This window comes from Paenibacillus sp. FSL M7-0420, from assembly GCF_038002345.1.
Lineage (GTDB): Bacteria > Bacillota > Bacilli > Paenibacillales > Paenibacillaceae > Paenibacillus_AQ.
In genome coordinates, this window is sequence record NZ_JBBOCJ010000001.1 from 7,039,945 (window position 1) to 7,061,034 (window position 21,090).

Annotated in this window: 20 protein-coding genes; 6 read left to right on the plus strand and 14 right to left on the minus strand. The window is 52.6% G+C overall.

The window, feature by feature from the left end; genetic code table 11:
• Window positions 1-104 precede the first annotated feature (104 nt).
• Together MKX51_RS30190 and MKX51_RS30195 are read right to left on the minus strand one after the other, a co-directional pair.
• A complete protein-coding gene (locus tag MKX51_RS30190; protein WP_340994941.1) occupies window positions 105-851 on the minus strand; it encodes a nucleotidyltransferase family protein in 747 nt (248 codons plus the stop codon).
• A complete protein-coding gene (locus MKX51_RS30195; RefSeq protein WP_340946213.1) occupies window positions 848-1,543 on the minus strand; it encodes a TetR/AcrR family transcriptional regulator in 696 nt (231 codons plus the stop codon). Before MKX51_RS30195 ends, MKX51_RS30190 begins: the two co-directional genes overlap by 4 nt.
• 276 nt (window positions 1,544-1,819) lie before the next feature.
• On the opposite strand from MKX51_RS30195, the gene MKX51_RS30200 reads away from it, so the two are divergent.
• Window positions 1,820-2,629, plus strand: coding sequence for an SDR family NAD(P)-dependent oxidoreductase (locus MKX51_RS30200; RefSeq protein WP_340994942.1), 810 nt, complete (start codon window positions 1,820-1,822; stop codon window positions 2,627-2,629).
• 311 nt (window positions 2,630-2,940) lie between these two features.
• On the opposite strand, the gene MKX51_RS30205 is transcribed toward MKX51_RS30200, so the two are convergent.
• Window positions 2,941-3,789 carry a DNA-binding protein gene (locus MKX51_RS30205; RefSeq protein ID WP_340994943.1) on the minus strand — a complete coding sequence of 283 codons (849 nt, stop codon included), beginning with the start codon at window positions 3,787-3,789 and terminating at the stop codon, window positions 2,941-2,943.
• A 165-nt stretch (window positions 3,790-3,954) separates the two neighbouring features.
• Here MKX51_RS30205 and MKX51_RS30210 point away from each other — a divergent pair, with 165 nt between their 5' ends.
• Window positions 3,955-4,308, plus strand: coding sequence for a helix-turn-helix domain-containing protein (locus tag MKX51_RS30210; RefSeq protein ID WP_340994944.1), 354 nt, complete (start codon window positions 3,955-3,957; stop codon window positions 4,306-4,308).
• Between the two features lie 238 nt (window positions 4,309-4,546).
• On the opposite strand, the gene MKX51_RS30215 is transcribed toward MKX51_RS30210, so the two are convergent.
• From MKX51_RS30215 to MKX51_RS30235, 5 genes are all read right to left on the minus strand, one after another.
• On the minus strand, window positions 4,547-5,473 hold the full coding sequence (locus tag MKX51_RS30215; RefSeq protein ID WP_340994945.1) for a copper amine oxidase N-terminal domain-containing protein: 927 nt from the start codon (window positions 5,471-5,473) through the stop codon (window positions 4,547-4,549).
• A 132-nt stretch (window positions 5,474-5,605) separates the two neighbouring features.
• Window positions 5,606-7,336 carry an Imm51 family immunity protein gene (locus tag MKX51_RS30220; protein ID WP_340994946.1) on the minus strand — a complete coding sequence of 577 codons (1,731 nt, stop codon included), beginning with the start codon at window positions 7,334-7,336 and terminating at the stop codon, window positions 5,606-5,608.
• Between the two features lie 239 nt (window positions 7,337-7,575).
• Window positions 7,576-8,088 (minus strand): SRPBCC domain-containing protein, encoded by a 513-nt coding sequence (locus MKX51_RS30225; protein ID WP_340946198.1) that lies wholly within the window; start codon window positions 8,086-8,088, stop codon window positions 7,576-7,578.
• A 74-nt stretch (window positions 8,089-8,162) separates the two neighbouring features.
• Window positions 8,163-9,017, minus strand: a complete 855-nt coding sequence (locus MKX51_RS30230; protein WP_340994947.1) for an anti-sigma factor — start codon at window positions 9,015-9,017, stop codon at window positions 8,163-8,165.
• The gene (locus MKX51_RS30235; protein ID WP_076080781.1) at window positions 9,010-9,591 is read right to left on the minus strand and encodes an RNA polymerase sigma factor; all 582 of its coding nucleotides are present in this window, start codon (window positions 9,589-9,591) and stop codon (window positions 9,010-9,012) included. The genes MKX51_RS30230 and MKX51_RS30235 overlap by 8 nt, the downstream gene beginning before the upstream one ends.
• A gap of 202 nt (window positions 9,592-9,793) precedes the next feature.
• Between MKX51_RS30235 and infC the strand changes: the two genes are divergently transcribed.
• Entirely contained in the window at window positions 9,794-10,303 is a 510-nt protein-coding gene (gene infC / locus MKX51_RS30240; protein WP_076080779.1) for a translation initiation factor IF-3, read from the plus strand.
• Between the two features lie 471 nt (window positions 10,304-10,774).
• Here the strand turns inward: infC and MKX51_RS30245 are convergent, their stop codons facing one another.
• The 4 genes from MKX51_RS30245 to MKX51_RS30260 all read right to left on the minus strand — a co-directional run bounded on the left by MKX51_RS30245 (window position 10,775) and on the right by MKX51_RS30260 (window position 15,263).
• Entirely contained in the window at window positions 10,775-11,365 is a 591-nt protein-coding gene (locus MKX51_RS30245) for a GNAT family N-acetyltransferase (RefSeq protein WP_340994948.1), read from the minus strand.
• 72 nt (window positions 11,366-11,437) lie between these two features.
• Entirely contained in the window at window positions 11,438-13,144 is a 1,707-nt protein-coding gene (locus MKX51_RS30250) for an ABC transporter ATP-binding protein (protein WP_340994949.1), read from the minus strand.
• 326 nt (window positions 13,145-13,470) lie between these two features.
• Window positions 13,471-13,938, minus strand: coding sequence for a tetratricopeptide repeat protein (locus MKX51_RS30255; protein ID WP_340946189.1), 468 nt, complete (start codon window positions 13,936-13,938; stop codon window positions 13,471-13,473).
• Window positions 13,939-14,024: 86 nt separating this feature from the next.
• Window positions 14,025-15,263: an ATP-binding protein gene (locus MKX51_RS30260; protein WP_340994950.1), complete on the minus strand. Its 1,239-nt coding sequence runs from the start codon at window positions 15,261-15,263 to the stop codon at window positions 14,025-14,027.
• A 224-nt stretch (window positions 15,264-15,487) separates the two neighbouring features.
• Here MKX51_RS30260 and MKX51_RS30265 point away from each other — a divergent pair, with 224 nt between their 5' ends.
• Together MKX51_RS30265 and MKX51_RS30270 are read left to right on the plus strand one after the other, a co-directional pair.
• On the plus strand, window positions 15,488-16,285 hold the full coding sequence (locus MKX51_RS30265) for an AIM24 family protein (RefSeq protein ID WP_340994951.1): 798 nt from the start codon (window positions 15,488-15,490) through the stop codon (window positions 16,283-16,285).
• A 57-nt stretch (window positions 16,286-16,342) separates the two neighbouring features.
• Window positions 16,343-17,848, plus strand: coding sequence for a GNAT family N-acetyltransferase (locus tag MKX51_RS30270; protein ID WP_340994952.1), 1,506 nt, complete (start codon window positions 16,343-16,345; stop codon window positions 17,846-17,848).
• Between the two features lie 99 nt (window positions 17,849-17,947).
• On the opposite strand, the gene MKX51_RS30275 is transcribed toward MKX51_RS30270, so the two are convergent.
• Both MKX51_RS30275 and hprK read right to left on the minus strand, forming a co-directional pair.
• Window positions 17,948-18,232: an alpha/beta-type small acid-soluble spore protein gene (locus MKX51_RS30275; protein ID WP_340994953.1), complete on the minus strand. Its 285-nt coding sequence runs from the start codon at window positions 18,230-18,232 to the stop codon at window positions 17,948-17,950.
• 72 nt (window positions 18,233-18,304) lie between these two features.
• Window positions 18,305-19,222 carry an HPr(Ser) kinase/phosphatase gene (gene hprK, locus MKX51_RS30280; RefSeq protein WP_076080767.1) on the minus strand — a complete coding sequence of 306 codons (918 nt, stop codon included), beginning with the start codon at window positions 19,220-19,222 and terminating at the stop codon, window positions 18,305-18,307.
• 148 nt (window positions 19,223-19,370) lie between these two features.
• On the opposite strand from hprK, the gene MKX51_RS30285 reads away from it, so the two are divergent.
• Window positions 19,371-21,032 (plus strand): histidine kinase N-terminal 7TM domain-containing diguanylate cyclase, encoded by a 1,662-nt coding sequence (locus MKX51_RS30285; protein ID WP_340994954.1) that lies wholly within the window; start codon window positions 19,371-19,373, stop codon window positions 21,030-21,032.
• The last annotated feature ends 58 nt before the right edge of the window (window positions 21,033-21,090 follow it).

The window sequence follows — 21,090 nt, forward strand, 5'->3', positions numbered from 1 at the left end:
ATAATCTCCAAGAACCGCTCGAATACCCTTTCTCTGCCAAATAAAACGCACGGGAATGAGAAATTCTCTCTGTACCCGTGCGTTTTTTTGATTGTTAACCCAGGTCACTCTGCCTGTTCCTCCAGCCTCGCCCGCATCTGCGCATAGGCTTCCGGGGTGCCGACATCCTCTATCGTGCCCTCCGTATAGTAGGCCCGCATCTCCTGGCGGGAATGCAGCCATTCGGGAAAATAAGTCGGCGCATCCGGGTTGCCCCCTTCCGCCAGATAACGGGAGAACAGCGGCAGCGTAGACCGTTTGTAGATATACAGCGCGAATACGCCAATGTTCGAGCGGGGCGCCTGCGGCTTTTCCTCCAGGGACAAGACCCGATTCTGCGCATCCAGCTCCGCCACGCCGATACTGTGCAGCTCTGCCGGATCATTCACCCTACGGACAAGAATACAGTCGGTACCCACCTTATGAAAATAGTCCAAGTACCCCTCAAGGCCGAATCCCAGCACATTATCGCCTGCCAGAACCAACAGATCCTCCTGCGGCTGCTCCCGCTCCAGCACAAACTGGATATCGCCAATCGCGCCTAGCCGCCCCTCAGGAGAAGAAGTGCCATCGTTCAGAACGCGAACCGGCTTCATGCCCTTATACTGCTGCTGCCACTGTTCAAAAGCATGGAAAAAGCGGTCATTCGTCACAATGAGAATCTCCGAGATCTCCTCCAGCACCTCCAGACGGGCGGCCAGCAGGTCCAGAATCGTCCGGCTTCCTTGAACCGGGAGCAGCGGCTTGGGCGTGTCTAGCGTTAATGGATACAGGCGGGTCGCATACCCCGCAGCCAAGATTAATGCAATCATCCCTTGCTCTCTCCTCTGCCTGGCTCCGGTGCGGTAAACAAGGATCGGGCCAGCATAGCCATGGTTTGTTTGTATACGGTATGGGCGGCATCGGCATCGCCAAGGAACCCGCCCATATACAGGTGAATTACACCGTGCAGCGATGACCAGATGGCGGCGACAAGTGCCCCGGTCTCTTCCTGGTCCGAAATAAGTCCCTGCTGCTGGGCAGTAATGATTAGAACCTGTAATTGGCGTATGGCAGTTAGCGTTCCCTGCATACTCTCCGCATCCGGCTTGAACTCGGCAAAGGCTCCTCCGAACATCAGCTTGTAGTAGCTGCTGTGCTCCTGTCCAAACTGCCAGAAGGCTTCGCCTAGCTCCAGCAGATGCTGCCGCAGATTAGCGGACGGCGGCACCTCATCAAACTGCCGGGCCAGCAGGCTGCAGCCCTCCAGATATAATTGCTGGGCCAAACCCTCTTTATTGACGAACAAACTATAGATAATTTTGGTGGAACAGCCCATCTTTTGCGATACTTTACGCACCGTAACGGCCTCTGGCCCCTCTTCCTGCAGAATGGCTGCGGCGGCATCCACCACCAGCTTACGGAGATTTTCCGTATTTTGCAGACGGGCTTCCTGATAGGTTTTTAAGGTACGGCCCGTGGACGGCGAGGACTTGTCTTCGTTATGGATAGGAATCACCTTCATTCGGTTATCAATGTTGTTGACCAGCAACAGGGTTGCCGGGTTCTAACAGGAATTCTAAACATTCGAACATAGGATGTCAATTGAACCCTTACGCGAAAAAAACAGATTGACACAGCAGTATTCTTTTGGTTACTATGATTCATATAAGAAACAGTGTTACCGAATAAATATATCACGCTGAGAACGAATTTAAGCCCGCTAAGACGGGTTATATTTTTTCGAATGTGGTAACGTTGTTTCCATCACAAAACATTGATTCTAAAAGGAGCAAAAAACATGAATATTGCAGGGAAATGGTCATTAATCACCGGGGCCTCTTCGGGAATCGGCGAACAGTTCGCCAGACAACTCGCCAAGAAAGGCAGCCATCTGGTGCTTGTAGCCAGATCCAAAGACAAACTGGATGCGCTCGCAGCCGAATTGACCCGAAGCCATGGAATTCAGTGCCGGGTGATTCCCCAGGATCTGTCGCTTCAAGGTGCTGCCGGAGAGCTGTATCAGACCTGCCAGCAGTTAGGCCTGAGCATCGATCTGCTGGTGAACAATGCAGGATTCGCCACTCACGGTCTGTTCGAGCAGGTCTCCGGCGGGCGCCAGCATGAAGAGGTCATGTTGAACGTATCTGCTGTAGTGGATATGACTCATCTATTCCTGCCTGGGATGCTCCACAGAGGAGCAGGCGCTGTGATCAATGTATCGTCTACCGCAGGCTTTCAGCCGCTGCCTTATATGGCGGTCTACGGGGCGACCAAAGCTTTTGTCTTATCCTTCACCGATGCCCTCTACTGGGAGAATCGTGACCGCGGCGTGCAATTCTTCACCCTGTGTCCAGGCTCAACGGAGACGGATTTCTTCAACGTGGTAGGAACGGAGGATGCCTCAGTCGGCGGCGCGAAAGACTCACCGGAACGTGTAGTAGCCCTTACACTGCGCGCTATGGCCAGAGGGAAGCAATACGTTGTTCCGGGATTCCGCAACTACCTGGGCGCCCAGATCTCCCGGTTCATGACCCGCAGACAAAGTCTGCGGCTGGTTGGGGGTATGCTGCGCCCTGCCGCGAAGGAGCATAATGGACAGCCGTCATAATCCTGAAGGAACATTGTATGGTATCACCACTGCCCTAAGTCATGTATCCCGCTGCAACTTTTAGGCAACCCAAACAGCAGCTCATCCCGGCAGGAGGGCTGCTCTTGGGGTTGGAATTACCGCTACATACGCGGACGGTACGCTACACTGTCGATCTGGACCTTAAGTCCATCCGGGCCGCCCACATGCGCGAACTCGGTGGAGATCGTTTTGCGGGCAGGGTACTTGCATCTGTATGACATAATTTGAGAGGAGGAATATGGTATTGGCGGCATTCTCTTTCTTTTGCTGAACAAGAATTCAATTTGACCTTAGACTCCCACACGCGTAGTTTCAGGAAGCTCCAAAGCAGCCTGCTCCAGACACTCTGCCATTACCTCACGGTACCGCCGCTCCTCTTCTACCGTCACTTTCCCACGCAGCAATTCGAATAGTGCAAGACAGCGCTTGAAATTCCCGTCATGTCCGGACTGGTGGGCCAGCCTTAAAGATTGCATGGTCCAGTCCAGCGCCTCCGGCAGTCTGCCTGCCCGCTTATGATAGAGAGCCAAATAATAACAATAGTTGAAATAATGTGAGAGATTGCCTGCATCCTCGTAGTCCCCAAATCCGGCGCTCTGCTCCGCGAATGTATGCAGCAGATCGTCCACATCTAACCTATACTGCACCGCAGCCTGCACAATAGTTCCTAACCCCGGCAACAGTTCTTCAGGATTATCCTGCAAGAACTGAGTATATCCCTCCAGAAACTCCGTTCTGCCAGACAAAATCTCCACGATATACAGGTTGGCACATGCCAAACCTCTGAACTCCTCGGCAATTGCCTCCCCTTCTACCCCCAAGTCCTCCATCCAGCCAAGCTCGGCATAGCGGTATATCGTCTCTCTAGCCTCGTCATACTTCCGCTGCTTCTGATAGGCAATGCCCTGCATCAGGTGACTGAACCCGAAGTAATACACAAGCGGACGCTGCGTGTCCACAAGCGGTAACGGAAGCCCTTTAGCCTTGTGATACTGCCGTTCCTCATAGATACACTGCGCATAGCTGTACAGAATACCTGCCGTATTCAGCATCTTGTCCCAATCCTCTAAGCGATACGCCATGTCCAGCATTTCAACGATAATGTCCGGATTAAGTAGTTTCAGAATGGAAGGGCGCATGTGTGGGGCCTCCTTTATTATCCATTTCCAATTAATTGTATAGCCGAATATATATTTGGTCAATATAAATTGTACTTATAAGTACAATTTAATTCTCATTAAGTTTGAGTTTAGTTATCTGTATTGGTTAGCGCACCTCTTCTAACCTTAAGTGGAGGTGATACCATGAATTTACCAGAAAGTGTAGGAAATCGGATACGTGAACTCAGAAAGGCCAAAGGATGGACACAAGAGCAACTGGCTGAGGCAGCATCGCTGCACTACAGTTACATAGGTGGTGTTGAACGGGGAGACCGCAACATTTCTTTGGAGACACTGGAGAAAATAATAGCTGCCTTCCATATTCCCGCTGAAGAAATTTTTCGCTTCGAGGATGAAAGTGACCGCCGCAAGGTGTTAGATGAACATATGATTTTGATTAGTGATAGGAGTATTGAAGAAATAGTTGCCCTCACTAAAATAAATCGGGAAGTGATTGTTACACTAGATATCTCTGGAAGAAAGGATAATAAGCACTAAATTAAGCCTTCCTTCTAAGAGGTGAGCCAAGATGCCAGACGAGTCCAAATCCGAGCTTGTAAAAAGAATCGGAGAACGTATCCGAAGATTCCTCTCGCAAAAGCAGCTTGCAGAACGGTCAGGTCTACATACGAATTATGCGGGACAAGTTGAACGTTGGCTGGGCGGTTACACACACCCAGCCTTACATTCTCTTAGAGTCACGGCAATCCCAGAACGGTCAGCATAGGGTTACACATTATTGTTCCTCTGGAATATCCACAATAATATAATTTTCCTTCAGCTTAGGCTGAGGAACCTCGGCTTCTTTATAAATAACCTCATTCCAATTCTCCTTATTAATCAAACTATACCCAGTGGAAGTGATATGAGGCATCCAGCGAAAGCTTGCGAATGTCGTAGCTGTAAAATCCGGTAAGGAACCATCCTGCTGCGTAAAAGAGCGGTTGATGAAATAAAGGTTTTCTTGCTTACCAGCCTTGTCGCCAGTGAGAGCTTGCCACTTAAGGTAAGCTGTGTTCTTCGTCAACTGATAGTAACGGATTACATTATTATTAACCTCGATGAACCGGTCCTTTGTAGTCGCCGGAAAATAATATTGGAGACTGGCGGTTTCCAGAGAGGGTTCAAAGTCCTCCTTGAGCTGTGAAACTCTGGGAAGATTAATCGCAGCATTTCTTGCAGTGCTTAACTCGCTGCTCTTCACATCAGCCAACAATTTCGCGCTTGGTTTTGACACAAATGCCGTTTGGGTGTCTGGATTCCAAATTACTGAACCGTCCAACGCTTCGGCAACAAAACGTAAAGGGATCATGGTTTTGCCATTATGAATAAATGGAGCAGCGCTTAAGGAAACGGAGGCTCCATTTTTCAGTGCTGTTGTATTATTTATGGTCAACTGCAGACTTGTGCCGCTCCCCTTCACGGTTACTTGCTTCGTCGCATTATTCCAGGCAAACGTTAAACCGCCTAAGCTTTGGAGTGAAGTCAGGCTAAAAAACACCTGATTCTTCTTGTTAAGAATGTCTTTGGCCTCTAAATCGTTATTATTCACAACTACTTGTGTTCCTTGGGGACTCTTGCCTGCTGCAGACGCCGTATGTGCTACCGGTGCCAGAAGCGCAGCACATAGAACAATAGATGAACATAGGATCAACTTCCTCATCATACAACCTCCTGAATTTTACATTCTTTATATGAGAGACGCAAAAGAATCCAAAAAGTTCCTCGAAAGTACCCTTATAACAATACAGGACCGCCCCATAATGCAGGCAGTCCCGTTAATGTCTTATCCGGTCTAGTCCAGCTCCGCACGCGAGAATAAATCGCGGATGAGCATATCGTCCTCGCAAGCCTGCTTGAAGGCAGTCGCGAAGGCGACAAGCGCATCACCGTCAGATGAATAGGCGCAGAACATACCGGCCTCCGGGTCGAACTGGACAACACCCGCCAGCGCAGGCATCTTTTCCTCCAGGAATACCGCTGCCAGAGAGGCCCAATCATATCCATTGCCCTCGAAGCCCTCCTCCTCCCGTGCAGCGAATACCTCTGTCTTATAATTGCCAACGCTCAGAATGACCGACTTGCCGCCGTTATCCTGCTCCACGATAATAAAAGGCTTCAGATCCTCAGCTCCCGCTATTTCTGCTTCCTTCAGCTTTTCAAGCAATTGATCCTTCGCTGTATCCGTAAACCGGAGCGTCCCCTCAGTCTTCACGATCATTCCCTGCTTAACCCGGTCATCCAGCCAGTCCGTGATGAAGCCCGGGGCATATCCGCCTGTGCTGAATTCACCACCGAACGCGATCATTGTGGAATACACCTCCAGATACTGGTCACGGCTCGTATTCGGGTAAGCGCTGGTATAGAGCCAGAACTGCAGATCATACATCAGGGTGGAGCGTTCGTCCGCATGAAGAGAGAAATGGCCCTTCTCCTCTACGATGGCGGTGCATATCTTGCGGATAACGCCCTCTATATCGTCCATTTCCGTAACCTGGTCACACAGCTCCTGAAGCAGCGGAGAGAACGGCGCGGACGCTACCTTCTCCAGGTCCTCCTGCTTATCCTCCTCCGAGGTATCGTAGACCTCCTCATTCACCAGCCCGCGAATGAAAGTCTCAAAATCCGGGGCCAGGAACGTAATCTCATAGTTGCTCTCCTGGTCCACATGAATCACCTCAGGTTCCCCTTCCGGGCCGCAGTGACGGTAATCCAGCATGATGACATCATGTCCGGCAGAAGGACAGTCGCCGAAGACCACGCCGATATCGGGGTAGCCCCACTCCTCAATCATGAAACGGCTGCCCAGCTCCCCGCAGAGGGAATAGAGTTTGTCGCGGCCGATCCCGGCAATTCCCGAAATTGCGACATGATCTGCTGACCAGGAAGTGGGTTCATTCACAGGAAAACACGTATTGAGTGGAACTCCGCCGTTATGCTGCTTCATCATGGCGATATAAGAGGCCGGCAGCTTATAGCCCAGCTCCTCCTCCACAGAAGCAATCAGCTCGTCACTGGGCAGCGGAGAGACATAAGACTTCAAGGCATAATCACTGTCCTCCCAGAAATCCGCGCAATAGTCGAGGAATGCACCAAGGTCTCTACCGCCACCCTCTCTATTCACCTTCAAGGCCTCCAGCGCTTCGGCGCGTCTTGCCTGCTCTCTTGTCTCACGCCAGGCGCCTTCCCGGCTCCACTCCAGCATTCTTGCGGTATCCCCGTCTCCCGGCTCCAGCTCCTCTGCACGTTCAAAGGCATGAATAGCCTGCTCATACTGCTTCAGATGATAGTAAGAATACCCTATGCGGAATTGCCACAGCGGATCATCTTCGCCTTCCTTGGAGATGCTGAGCAGCTGCTCCAGCGCCTCCCTATATTCACCCAGATTATTGTAGGCTCTGCCTAATTGGCCGATACACTCATAATCTCTTGCATCCGGTGGAATCTCCAGAATACGGTCCACAATCTGCTGATATTCATCTTCTTCATGCCAACGCTTCACCTGTTCCAGCAACGCCTCTTCCATGCCTTTAGCCTCCCTAATTGGACACTGCAAAACAAGCCTGTCCCCTATTCCGAAGGACTGCTTCTTGTCAGTATATTCGCTATTACCCATTCACCGGAAAATCACAAGTAGAAACGGCCACACAGTCCTTTTTGAGGTGAAACCTATAACAGTCCATCCCAAAAAGAGGCCGCCTCGGCCGGGCATCCGGCATCAAGACAACCTCTCTATGAACGTTCAACTTCTATTCCGGCAAAGCTCTACTGAATGGACTGCAGATGCTCCCCGAGACGGTCCCAGGTTTCGGTAATTCCCTGAATCATCCCCATATCCATAACAGTGCGGAGCGCTTCTTCAGACTCATATTTCGAGCGGCTGACCAGCTTCGTTCCGCCACCCTCCGCCTCTTCAAAGATCATGCTGACCAATGTAGACGGCATTCCCTCAGTCTCATTGCCTTCGGCATCGGAGAAGTAGTCGGTGTAGACAAAGCTCTCGCCATCGGTAATTTCATGATAGATGCCTTTGCCCCAGGATTCCATTCCGAAGAATTCCCCCTGCTTCTCATCGACACACTTCATACAGTAATGCCAAATGCCGCCTGGCCGAAAATCAACACTGCAGAAGGGAACGATCCAGCCGCGGGGCCCCCACCACTGCTTCAGATGCTCAGCTTCAGAGAACACTTTGAATACAAGCTCATGCGGGGCGGCGAATACACGTTCCAGAACCAGTTCAAGACCTTCTACACGGGAAATCATTGTCTCAGACATACCTAATCCCTCCTGATCGTCATTTAATGACGTTTGGTCTTCGGATTTCAGCCGCTGTGGAATTCTACTGCCCGCTACCCCTGCTTAATCGGCGCTGCGAGAATCATTTTCCCGCGCGGGGTCTCTCCCGCGCCATCCGGCTCCAGCGTAACGGCTATGGTATCGTAGGCCTTCGGGTCAAAGGAATAATACAGTGCCCCGTTCCCGTCCTGCGAGATGAAGGTGCCCGCATTCACCGGTTTGTCCCCTTTGATCAGCCATACCTGATAGACCTCGGTGCCGGTAAGCTCCGGCAGATCTTCTGCCTGAAGCACCAGGTGGGTGCCAGCAGGGTCTGCGACAATGGTTGCTGTGCCCTTGGCGGTAATCCCTTCTCCCGCCGGACTAAGCGCTACCGCCTCATTCACCTTAAGCCCCTGGAGCGGTCCGGTGCCGGAGGCCAGCTGCTCCTTCAGCTCAGACACATTCCCGCGCAGCTGGCCGGTGTAGACGACCAGGAGCAGCACAGCCACAGCCAGTCCAAGGCTCAGGTACCCCCAGAAGCGGGTTCTCTTGGGCTCCGGGATGCTTAACTGGGGCATGCCCTGCTCCTGCTCTGCCGCAGGAGTCCTCGCTGGCTCATGCTCCGCCCCCCGCTCTGCATCAGGCTTCATATTGAGCAGGCGGGTCTCCGGCCGGGCTGCCGGTGCGCCCGCATTCCCGGATTCCAGCACCCGTGACAAGATGCGCTCCTTCATGCCGGAGGGCGGGTCTACCGGCACAGAGGCAAGCGGAAGATGGTCCAGTACCTGGCGGTATTCCGCCACCAGCTCCCTGCATTCCGCGCATTCTGCCGCATGGGCAGCGAATTGCTGCATTTCTTCTGCAGTCAGCGCGCCCAGCGTATATAATTCGGCCAATTCACAGAGTTCCTCATTGTGTTCACTCATGCGCATGATCCCTCCTTCCCCAGTGCCGTAACGATTTGTGAAGCTGCTTCATCGCCAGCCGGACTCTTCCCTTGACCGTGCCCAGCGGGATAGCCGCAAGCTGCGCTACCTCCTGCTGGGTGTAGCCCTGGTAATAGATCATATCCATTACCTGCTGCTGGTCGCGGCTTAATCCCAGCAGCGCCTCTCTGATCTCTTCCCCCGCCATCTGCAGCTCAACGAGATCCTCAGTAAGCGCGCTATGGTCCTGAACCTGCTCCAGATTCCCGGATTCGCCGGATTGACGCGGCAGCCTGGCGTCCCGCTTGCGGAGATAATCGATCGCCAGATTGCGGGTCACTGCGAACATCCAGGTGAGCAGCTTGCCCTTGCCGAAGTCAATCTGCCCTGCATTCTTCCACAGGCGCAGGAACAGCTCCTGCATAACCTCCTCGGCAGCCATCGAATCCTTCACGATCTGGTAAGCAAAGCTATAGATGACCCGTTCATACCGGTCATAGAGCAGTTCGAGGGCATTCGAGTCTTTCTGTGCAATAAGCAGAATTAACTGCTTATCGTCAGCTGTGTCATTCAATTGCCATCCCCCATTCAACAGAAAATATAGTAGTGCCAGTGGTTCAATGCTGAAAAACCTGCGTCCACTGAGTATAACCGCTTTGCACAACTGTCTCAACCTGCCGGCCTGGCTGCTGCAAGCATCCGGCAGCCGTTATTGAAGCCCCGCCCGCTTCCATATATGATAGCTATATCATATCCGCAAAGGGAGGATCATTTCCGTGGCCGTACTGATTAATGAACAGATTAAGGCAGCCGAGGTAGAGTTGACCGGGCTGAAGGGCGAGAAGCTCGGCACCGTATCCAGAAGCGAGGCGCTGTCCAAGGCCAGAGCCGCAGGGGCCGATCTGGTCTGCACCTCGCTGATGAGCAGCCCGCCGCCCTGCAGCCTGGTTGCCAAGGGCAAAGGCAAAGCGGCTGCGCAAGCTGTCCGCAAGGGCGATACCAGCCGTCCGCAAGGCGGCGGCAGTAATGAGAAGGTGAAAGAGCTGCGCTTCACCGCCCATATTGAAGAGCATGACTACGACACGAAGCTGCGTCAGGCGGACAAGCATCTGCGCTCCGGCAAGCCGGTGCAGCTCGTCGTGAAGTCCTCCGGCGCCAAGGAGGCCGCCGCTGCGAAGGCAGTGCTGGAGCGGCTCGTGGCCGATCTGAAGGAAGCCGGAACCAAGGCCTCCGGCCTGCAGACCAGCGGCAAGGGCGCACAGGTTAGAGTTAATCCGCGGACGTAAGTTGTCTTATCTAGGCACACTTATGCCTGAATTGTGTGCGGGTTCAGAACTGGCTGCACTCTACTTCTGTTGCACTTTGTACATTAGCTGACCCCGAAATTGTTCTAAAAATCGAATCCGTTGCACTCTGTACAGCAGAATCGGGAAAAATCAGGGCCCACGGGCAGAATTCACGAAAGCCATTGTATGAAATACAACAGATGATCATTTAGCTTAGCAAAGTGCGAATTCTATTGCAGAAAATACAATCAGTCTACAAAACTGCTGCAATCCTGCATAAGACAGCGATAGGAGTCCTGCTCATGCACAACAGGTGCCATCCTATATGGACGGCACCTGTTATTAAAATACGGCAAAGCAGCTGTAATCTCTAATCTTCCGATCTTCTTCCGATCTTCTTCCGATTATATATTACGCGCATCCTTCACGCATAACCCTCTTCAGTTCATCGCCCGCCTGCTCAGCTTATGGTCACTTCCCACCTTTAAGCCGCTCCATGAACGACTCCTTCCTCAGCACATGCAGCAGCTCCCCATTGCAGTCCTCATAATCGCCGGTTAATCCGGCCAGCTCCTGCTCCACCCGGAAGCCCAGCTTCCGGAGCACCCCGAGCGATGCGGTGTTGCGCGGATCTGCCTTGGCATATAATTGCTCCAGTCCGATCACACCGAAGGCGTAGTCCGCCATCGCCGCAGCGGCTTCGGTAGCATAGCCCCGGCCCCAGTGTTCGCGCCCGATCAGATAATACAGCTCCGCATCCGGCGCCCTGAACTCCAGCACACCGGCCCCGCACCGGCCGATCAGCCGGCCGGTGGCCTTATCGCAGACGGCGAATGAATACTTGAACGGCAGCTCGAACGGCGTATGATAGCTGAACATCAGCCAGCGGAACATCCCCTCATACTCATGCAGCGGCATGACCTCCATATGCATGAAGGCCAGCACCTCCGGGTTCTGCATCAGCTCGAATGAAGCCATAAGATCACTTTCCATATAGGGACGGATGATTAACCGCTCCGTTTCGAGCCTCATCCTGGACAGTACCGGATTCATAATACGCATACCCTCACCTTCAAGTTCTATCTGTCCCCAGCATAGTTCAGGCCCAGGATTGTCCACAAGGTAAAAGATAGTTTAATCCGTTTGCCCCCTGCCGTTATTCCACAGCGTACGGAAGGATGAACAGTCCCGGATCAGGGAATCGAAATCCCCTTCCCCCGCCAGCCTGCCTTGCTCCATGACCAGAATCTGGTCCACGCCGCTGATGAAATTCAGCCGGTGCGCGATAATAATGACCGTCTTATGCCTGAACTCCGCGAACACCGTCTCCATCAGGCTGCGCTCCGTAATATTATCCAGTGCCGATACCGGCTCATCGAGGATGATCAGATTCCGCTTCTGCAGGATCGCCCGGGCAAAAGCCAGCCGCTGCCGTTCCCCGCCCGACAGCTTCAGCCCGCGCTCCCCAACCCGCGTCTCCAGCTTCTCCGGCAGCTCCAGTACCTTCTCCTTCAGATGAACCTTGTCCAGCACCGCATACAGCTCTTCATCCGGGACGTCCTGCTCGAACACCATGTTTCCCCGGATGGTAGTGTCGAAGATCGGACTGTCCTGTGACAGATAAGAGATGTGATCATAGTAGCTGTCGAGACTCAGCTCATCGATATCCGTGCCGTCTACCAACAGCTGGCCGCCGCTTTTTTTGAGCAAGCCCGTAATCAGCTTAATGACTGTTGACTTGCCGCTGCCGCTTAGGCCGACCAGAGCCACTGAGGTTCCGGGCGCAACCGAGAAGGACAGCCGGTCCAGCACCTGTACCTCTCCGTAGCTGAACGATACCTCCTTGAATTCGATGCTGCCCTGTAGCTGTGCAAGCGCCTTGCCCTGCTCCAGATTCCGGTCCTCGGGGGCATTCAGGAAGCCCTCGAACCGCTGATAGGTCACCCTGTTCAGCTTATAGCCGACGAATAAGACGTTGAAGATGGCGATCGGCGTATAGATTTTCTCAATGAACATGAACAGTGCGACCATGACCCCGACAGAAGCCTGCCCGGAGACCACATTCTTCACACCGTACAGCAGCACGATCACCTTAATGACCGTAATGAACAATTCGAATAAGGCGAAGAAGGATTCATGAATCATCTGCAGCTTCGCGCTCTGCCTGATGATCTGCTGTGCCGCCTTGTTCAGTCTGCCGATCTCCTGCGCGTACTTCTTGTTGGTGCGGAAGACGACCAGCTCCATGAAGCCGCGGACCCCGTACCGGGACATGGCCTCCTGCTGCATAAGCACCGATTCTTTGATCCGGTAGAGAACTTTGAGCAGAACATTCGTTAACAGGAAGATGACCACGTACCCGCCCGCAATCACCAGCATGATTCGGAGGTCATAGTAGCTGATGAAGAGCAGGCTGAAGAGAATGGTGGGCAGCAGCTCATGCAGCGTGTGGAGGATAAAAGAAAAGAGAATGCTGTTCCCGGCCGCCGCGCCGTTCTCAATCACCTTGATCATCTGGCCTGTGCCCATGTTCTGATAGGCGGAATAATCCATTCTGGAGATTTTGGACAAGGCCATAATCTTCAGTCTTTCCGTGATGCTGTTCGATAGATAGGCGCTGGGATATTCATCCGCATAATTCAGCAGGACATTCAGGCCGAGCAGTATCCCGTAGAAGATAACCCCATATAGGATTTCACGGAAGCCCGTTCCCGCCACCGCCTGATCCAGAATCCGCTGAAAGACTACAATGCCCAGACTGCTTAAGAGCTGAATGGCGAAGCCGAGACCTATATACAGAGCGGCCCACCCTCTGAGGTGGACAAGACATTTCTTTAACATGATCACAATCTCCAATCTTATACATAAGAATATGGCAAAAAAGCCGGGAACTCTCCTCGCCACCCCGCGCCAAAGACTCCTGCCCCGGCAGTATAGTCTTCAAGCGGAATAACTCAGTGTCCCGGCTCACAAAGAATGACCTTCCAGGCACCGTACAAGAAACCAGTTAGCTGTGACCAAGAGGACAGACCTCCCCCTTGGTGGCTGGTACGCGTTCTACCCAGCCCGATAACTAGTTCCTTGCGACGGTACGGAATGGCATCCATTTCACCTCTTTGATAAGATTGACCTTCATTGTATGCTTCGGCCAGACCGGCCGTCAAGCCCTAGTGCTTAGTCCCTTTTGCCGCATCCGGTTCTGCATCAGGGCTGGCATCTGAAGCGGAATCCGCTTCGGCAGCTTCTTCTGCATCCTCGCTATCCTCGTCCGCAGCGGCCAGCGCCGCCTTCTCACTGCGGCTCCATTCCAGGAATTCGATAGTATCCTGATCCTCAGGGTCCAGCTTATTTGCCTTCTTGAACGCCTTGATCGCCTGATCGTACTCGTCCAGATAATAGTGGGCGTAGCCGACGCGGAAATGCCAGAGCGGATCTTTTTTACCCTGATCCGCTGCCTTGTTGAACCATTTAAGCGCTTCCCGGTAGCGGCCCAGATTGTTGAGCGCCCGGCCCAAATGTACCGCCAGCTCTTCATCGATCAGCGGTGTCGGCACCTCTTTGATGCGGGATACGATTTCTTCATATTCGTCCGCCTCGTGCCAAGCGTTCAATTGCGCGATTAATTCTTCTCTCATTACCCATAGCCTCCCGGTTAATAGTTCCAAGTTCTCTTAGAGATACTTTATCATTTTCACACCAAGTTTCCCACTGTTGCCATGCGCTAGGCCGGGATAATGATCCGGAAGATGGTTCCCTTGCCCTTCTCGCTGGTGACCTCAATACGCCCCTTGAGCTTGTTAATCGTGTTATAGGCCATGACCATTCCGAGCCCTGTCCCGTCTGCCTTGGTGGAGTAATACGGCTTGCCCAGGCGCGAGATCTCATCCTTGGTCATTCCGACACCGGTGTCGCGGATGGTAATGATAATATTCTGCCCGCTCGCGAAGACAGAAATAGACAGAACCGCATCCTCCACCCCATCCATCGCTTCAATCGCATTCTTGTACAGATTAATCAGGCATTGCTGCATCCCATTACTGTCATAATGGGTGCTAAGCGGGTTGTTGAAGCTGAATTCAACCGCAACCTTGTGGATCGTGGCATACGGCAGGATCACATTCTTGGTGTATTCACATTCAGCCATCAGGTTGGAGTAGACCCGGCTCTCCGACTGCGGCTTGGCAAAAGACAGATAATCGCTGATGATCTTCTCCGCCCGGTTCAGCTCCAGCAGTGACAGCTCGACGTACCCCTTCTCCTCCGGTGTGAGGTTCTTGGAGAGATTAAGCAGCTGGAGAAAACCGCTGGTCACGGTTAACGGATTGCGCATCTCATGGGAGACGCTGGCCGCCAGCTCACTGACCACATTCAGCCGCTCCGACTGCATAATCCGCTCACGGTTCCTGAGATTCGCCAGGATCTGCTCCAGCAGGATCATTAGGATCACCATGACCACCGCATGCGTAATTAAGGCATAGAAGGCAAGCGTCCAGAACTGGGTATCCAGCTTATCCATGATCCGGCCCAGAATGATCAGATAACAGCCCATAGTCAGGACCACGATGGAGGTAGCCCACAAGATCCGTCCCTTGGGCTTAGAACGGAGAAATCTGGCGCTTATGGAAGGAACCAGAATGAGGACTGCTGTCGAAAAAAGTAAAGATTGGACGGTTCCCTCACCGCCTATGTAGAAACGGTACACATTCAGAATCACATATAAGGGCAGGGTATGTTTGTACCCTCCATACAAGGCCGCAATCACAAACGGAACATACCGCAAGTCAAAGATGAACCCGGTCTCCAGCCGGATCGGCTTAGCGATACACAGGATCATGGTGGCGGCGATGAGCAGTACAAGAATCTTATGATTGTAGGCGTGGGGCCTGTTTTCGAAGAAAATCAGAAATATCAGCACCGGAAACAGCATAAACAAAAAATTGAGCAGCAGCGTCTCAAACAAGGCTAACTTCCTTTCGGTTCTAATGCTGGTGTCAAGAGATACGTTTGTATTCTGAGCACTATACTTAGAACATTACGCTAACCTGATATTAGAAGTAAAGGAATTATTGTATGCGTTTTTTCTCCCGGAATTCAAGGATACCCGCGAGAAGTGTCGAATACGTATGCTTTGAAGGCATGATGCACAGAATTGCATAACTACAGCTACCGAAGGAGCGGGTATCCATGGCTTTTACCATTAATAATCTGAAGGACAATACCAACGTTATCATTAAAGAGCAGCTAGGCGGCTTCAGCATCATCGAATACAAAGAGGATCTCAGCACCACTACCCGGTATGAAGCAGAGACCAACTTCTTCATGAGCAAGAGCAATATGCGCAACAAGCAGCTGATGATTGAGCTGAATAACAATGAGGTGATGCTCAGTGCCGGAGCCATGCAGTATATGATCGGCAATATCGAGATGACCTCCGGCATCAAAGGCGTAGGAGGACTGATGCGCAATATGCTATCCGGGGCGGCAACCGGAACCAGTGCAGTCAAGCCGCTCTACAAGGGAACCGGAACCATTCTGCTGGAGACCACCTACAAATACCTCTGGCTGATTGATGTGGACAACGACCATATCGTAATCGATGACGGCATGTTCCTCGCTTGTGAGACTACGCTTGATATCTCCGTTGCGGCACGCAAGAACATCTCCTCTGCCGTCCTCGGCGGTGAAGGGCTGTTCAACCTGAGCGCGCGCGGCAAAGGGATTCTTGCCCTCGAAGCTCCCATTCCTTCCGAGGAGGCTGTCGTGGTCGAGCTGCAGAATGATGTGCTGAAGGTGGACGGGAACTTCGCCCTCATGTGGTCCAACTCTCTGGACTTCACGGTCGAGAAGTCAGGCAAGACCCGTCTGGGCTCCGCCGCCTCAGGCGAAGGCCTGGTCAACGTGTACCGGGGAACCGGCATGGTCTGGCTGGCCCCGCTCATGAATTACAGAAACAGCCTGCTTCAGGGCACGCCTACTTCATAATGATGCTGGGGTACCGTCCCACCCGCATGAACCCAAGCGAAAGGAGGCCCTGTCTTTATGTCCATTCAAGCTGTGCTGTTTGATTTCGATGGAACCCTGGCAGACACCTTGCCGTTATCCTTTCGTGCCTTCCAGGCTGTATTTAAGCAATATGACCAGAGAGAGGTCACCCGCGATGAGCTTGTCGCGATGTTCGGTCCCACCGAGGAAGGCATCATCAGCGGAAATTTCACAGATCCGGCTTCGGTTCCACAAGCGATAGAGGATTATTATTCAATATATAAGCTGGGACACACCGAAGAATTCCAGAATAATGCGCACATCCTTGGATTACTTCAAGCCTTGAAGGCTCAGGGAATGAAGCTTGGAGTCATTACCGGTAAAAGCAGACGGGCCTATCAGATATCGGCCGGAGCGCTGGATCTGGTGCATTTCTTCGATATCTCGATTACCGGCGATGATGTCGCGAAGCCAAAACCTGATCCCGAAGGTATACAATCGGCATTGCGAACACTGGGCATTGAACCATCCCAGGCCATATTCGTAGGGGACAGCAATGCGGATATTCTCGCAGGCAAGGCTGCCGGAATGCGGACCTACGCTGTCCGCTGGCTACCCACCTTCCAGAGTCAGGCCTATGATCTTGCGCCGGACGGCATTCTGGAGAATGTTGCGGAGTTCCAGCGGCTTCTCCAATTGAATAACATTATACCAATGACCTACCATTCCAAGCAGCAGGCAGCGGACATTAAGGCGTTAGAGCAGCAGTGCAGCCAAGCCGATTCTATCCAATTAAGCTCCGATCTAGAGCATCTCGTCAAGGAAGACGGCGACCATGCCCTGCTCTGTTACTGCGAAGATCAGCTCATTGGCCTGCTTAGCTGGTTCGCTGCGGACAGTGATTATGCACAGATCAATGCCATGGTCCATCCGGATTACCGCCGGCAAGGTGTGTTCCGCAGCCTTGTGAAACGTGCCAGAGCAGACATTGAGCCTCTTGGCGTACACCTGCTCAGCTACAAAATTCCCGCCAGCTCGCAGACAGGACTATTGGCGGCGCAGGCCCTGGGCGGGGATTTTGACCGGTCAGAATACGCCATGTCCTACGCCGGTATGAATTCCACCAGCCCGCTTCCTTCAGAGCTAATCCTGCTTCCCGCTGCGCCTGAGGATTTCGAATTCATAATCTCCTGCTCCTCCCAGGCCTTCGGAGAATCGGAAGACGATACGCGCAAGTACTTCACACAGACGGATGAGCCAGAGCGGATAACGTATATCGCTTGGACAGGGAGTGAACGAATCGGCCTGATCCGGGTCAACTATATCAATGAGGATACGGCTTTTATTCATAATTTCTGTATCCTGCCTTCCCATCAGGGGAAGGGGGCTGGCGGGAAGGTGCTAAGACAGACCGTCGGTATCCTGTTGCAGAAGCCCTACCCGGTTATTCGCCTAAGTGTTGTCACCGGGAATGTCCGGGCGCTGAATCTCTATCTCCGTGCCGGATTTAAGATTAACTCAGAGTACAGATATTACAGCGGCAGCCTGTACCTTGAACCGTAATTGCAGCTTTAACTACAGTCAGCACATGCCAAAAAGATCCTCTTTCTGATTAAGAAAGGGGATCTTTTGCTATGCGGCATAAAAATCTTAGAGCGCATGCTACGACTTCTTCTTTCCCGCCAGCTGCTCTTGGGCCAGACGGACCATCTCACGAACCATGGAGCCTCCGATGCGGCCGCCAATCTGTCCCGCCGATTCGGTCGTCAGCTTACCGTTATTACCGGCCTGCAGCGGGATGCCCAGTTCCTTCGCCACCTCGTATTTCACATCGTCCGGGTGATTCGGATCTACGTGATATCCTTCCTGCCGCATAACCTCCGCTTTGAACGTCTGCATTCCCTGGGCGGACCCTGGTACAGCATACTTTCTGCTTCTTCTCGCCATTTAAGGACACACTCCCTTGCTGTCTTTCCTCTAAGTTGCCCAGGAGTGTGGGCCTTCATTCCCTGTCGTCCTTTAAGACTGCATCCCGTCCTCAATCCGCTGCATGAATTCTTCCACCGCGCTGTAGCCCAGCTGCTTGAGATACCAGTTGTTCGCAGCCGCTTCAATCAGACCCGCTACATCGCGGCCCGGCTGAAGCTGGACCTCGATATGCGGGATCTGCACCCCGAGATATTCGGTGAACTGGGGCACCAGCTCCAGCTCATTGTTGAGTGAATTCTCCTGCCAGGGGGCAAGCTCGATATCCAGCACAATCCGCGTCTCATCCTGGAACGCCCGCCGCCCGTACTGCCGCACGACGTTGATCAGGCCGATGCTGCGCAGGGCCAGGAATTCACGTGTGGTCTCATTGTGGGTCCCGAGGAGCGTCGCCGGACCCAGCTTCTTCAGCACCACAATATCATCAGCTACGAAGCGGTGGCCCCTGCGGATCAGCGTATGCGCCGTCTCGCTCTTGCCGATTCCCGACTTGCCCCGCAGCAGAATTCCTATTCCCGATACGTTAACGCATACCCCGTGGATCGACAGCTCGGGCGCCAGCGTCTTCACCAGGAAGCTGTCCAGCTTGGCGATGAACTCGGTGGTCACCTCCGGCGTCCGCAGCAGCGGAATGCCTTCCTGGTCACAGAACAGCGTCAGGTAAGGAATCTCCTGCTGGCCGCTGGTCACGATGAAGCAGGGCGGATGGTATTTGACGATGTTGCCAATATGCAGCATCCGCTCCTCTACACTCAGCGTTAACAGGTAGTTGATCTCTTTACGTCCAAGGACCTGCACCCGCTCCATCGGAAAAAAATCAAAATAACCGACAAACTCCAGACCCGGTCTGTGCGTCCTTGGACGGGTGATGTTCCGGTCCATCCGGCCCGCTCCGGCCAGCACCTCCAGATGGAATTTCTCTACAAGACTCTGCACGCTAATAGACTTCATGTGGTCCCCTCCCAATCCAATATTTTCCGATAGATTTATCTAAAAATCTTGTAATCTGCACACGCTAATTATATATTAAAAACAATATATAAGACCTAAGACCCACAAAAATCAATAAATACTATTAAAATCAAGAAGGTGTAACATATTGGCCTTAGCCTCTTGGATTGACCTGATTATGTGCTTCCTTCTGTTCCTGCTGCTCATCTATATCGTGGCTACGGTCACCATTACCAAGCTGCACAAGGTCTATTTAGGGTTCCATTTCTCTATGCTGATCTGGCCTTACTGCCAGTTTGCCATAAGAACCGTTGATGATCCTCTCTATCAGCTCTTTTATGTGAAGCTTGCCTTCGTGGATGCTTCCCTGCTGGGCCTGGGCTGGATCTTCTTCACGATTCTGCTTGCGGGACAATCCCAGTTCCTGAGTAGAAAAATAGTGTCCGCGCTGGTGATCCCTGCAGTACTGACCTCCCTCGGAGTGGTGCTCAATCCTTATGGATGGTTCGTCCGTCCGGTGAACGGAGGGTATGTGGAGCGGATCTACGGACCTATTTTCTGGATTAGCATAAGCGTACTTGCGATTAACGCCATCATGTCCATGTATGTCATCTACGTGGCTCTGACCTCTAATCAGGCTGCACGGATCAAAAATCAGGTTATGTATATGCTCAAAGGCATTACAGCCCTATGCGTCTTCCTTATGATCGATGTGCTTCTCAATGTCATTCTGGATGACTATCTGCCGGTAATTCCGGGCTTCACTTCGCTGGGTATCGTGGTGTCGGCTACGTTCTTTGTGATTACGATCCACCAGGACAAAGTATTCGATATCGTAACTATCGCCCATCAGGATATTATCAATACCATGGAATACGGAATTCTCGTGCTGGATGACCAGGAGCAAGTCGTAGAGATCAATCATGCCCTGCATCCCTATATCCCGCTTGTGACGGGTGCGGCGTTCAACATGAGCAGCTATCTGCCGGATGACCCTGCCATGAAGATCGAGTCCTTCCTCGAGAAATACCATGGGTATCCGCTGGAGACGGCCGAGCTGGAAATTCTGTATCCCCTTATCCAAATGGTTGTCAGTATTCATGCAGCACCCATTATGGTGAGCGGCAGCCGGGTCGGACGGATTGTCACCTTCCAGAATGTAACCGAGATCCGGCGGCTCATCGATGAGACGAACCAGCAGAATGCCATCCTGAAGGAACGTAACGATTCGCTGGTGAAGGTACAGGAGGAGCTGTTCCAGACGAACGGCAAGCTGAGGAAGCTGGCGATCACCGACAGCCTAACCGGCTGCTACAACCGGCATTATCTGATGCAGCAATTGGAGCAGGAGGCGCTGCGGGTCAGCGATACCCGGACACCTTCGACTATTATACTGATCGACATCGACTTTTTCAAAAAAATCAACGACCAGCACGGCCATCTGGCCGGAGATATGGTCCTGTGCAACACAGTGGAGCTGCTGCAGCACAGCCTGCGGCCCTCCGATATTCTGGCCCGCTACGGCGGAGAGGAATTCATTATCTATTTGCCGGATACGGATGGAGCCGAGGCGCGGCGTCTGGCGGAGCAGCTGAAATCCGAGGTTGAACATAACACTATCAATATCGATTATATCGATGAGCCTGTGTCCATCACCATCAGCATGGGACTGCTCAGCATCGCTGAATTCAAGATCCCGCCTGCCATGGATGCGACCACCTACCTGAACGACCTGTTCAAGTCTGCCGACAAAGCCCTGTACGCCGCCAAGCATCAGGGCCGGAATCAGATTGTTGCGGCGGAGGTATAATTGGATGTTATCCTTGTATCATGAGCACTAGCCGCATAGGCAGTGCTTTTTTTTGCAT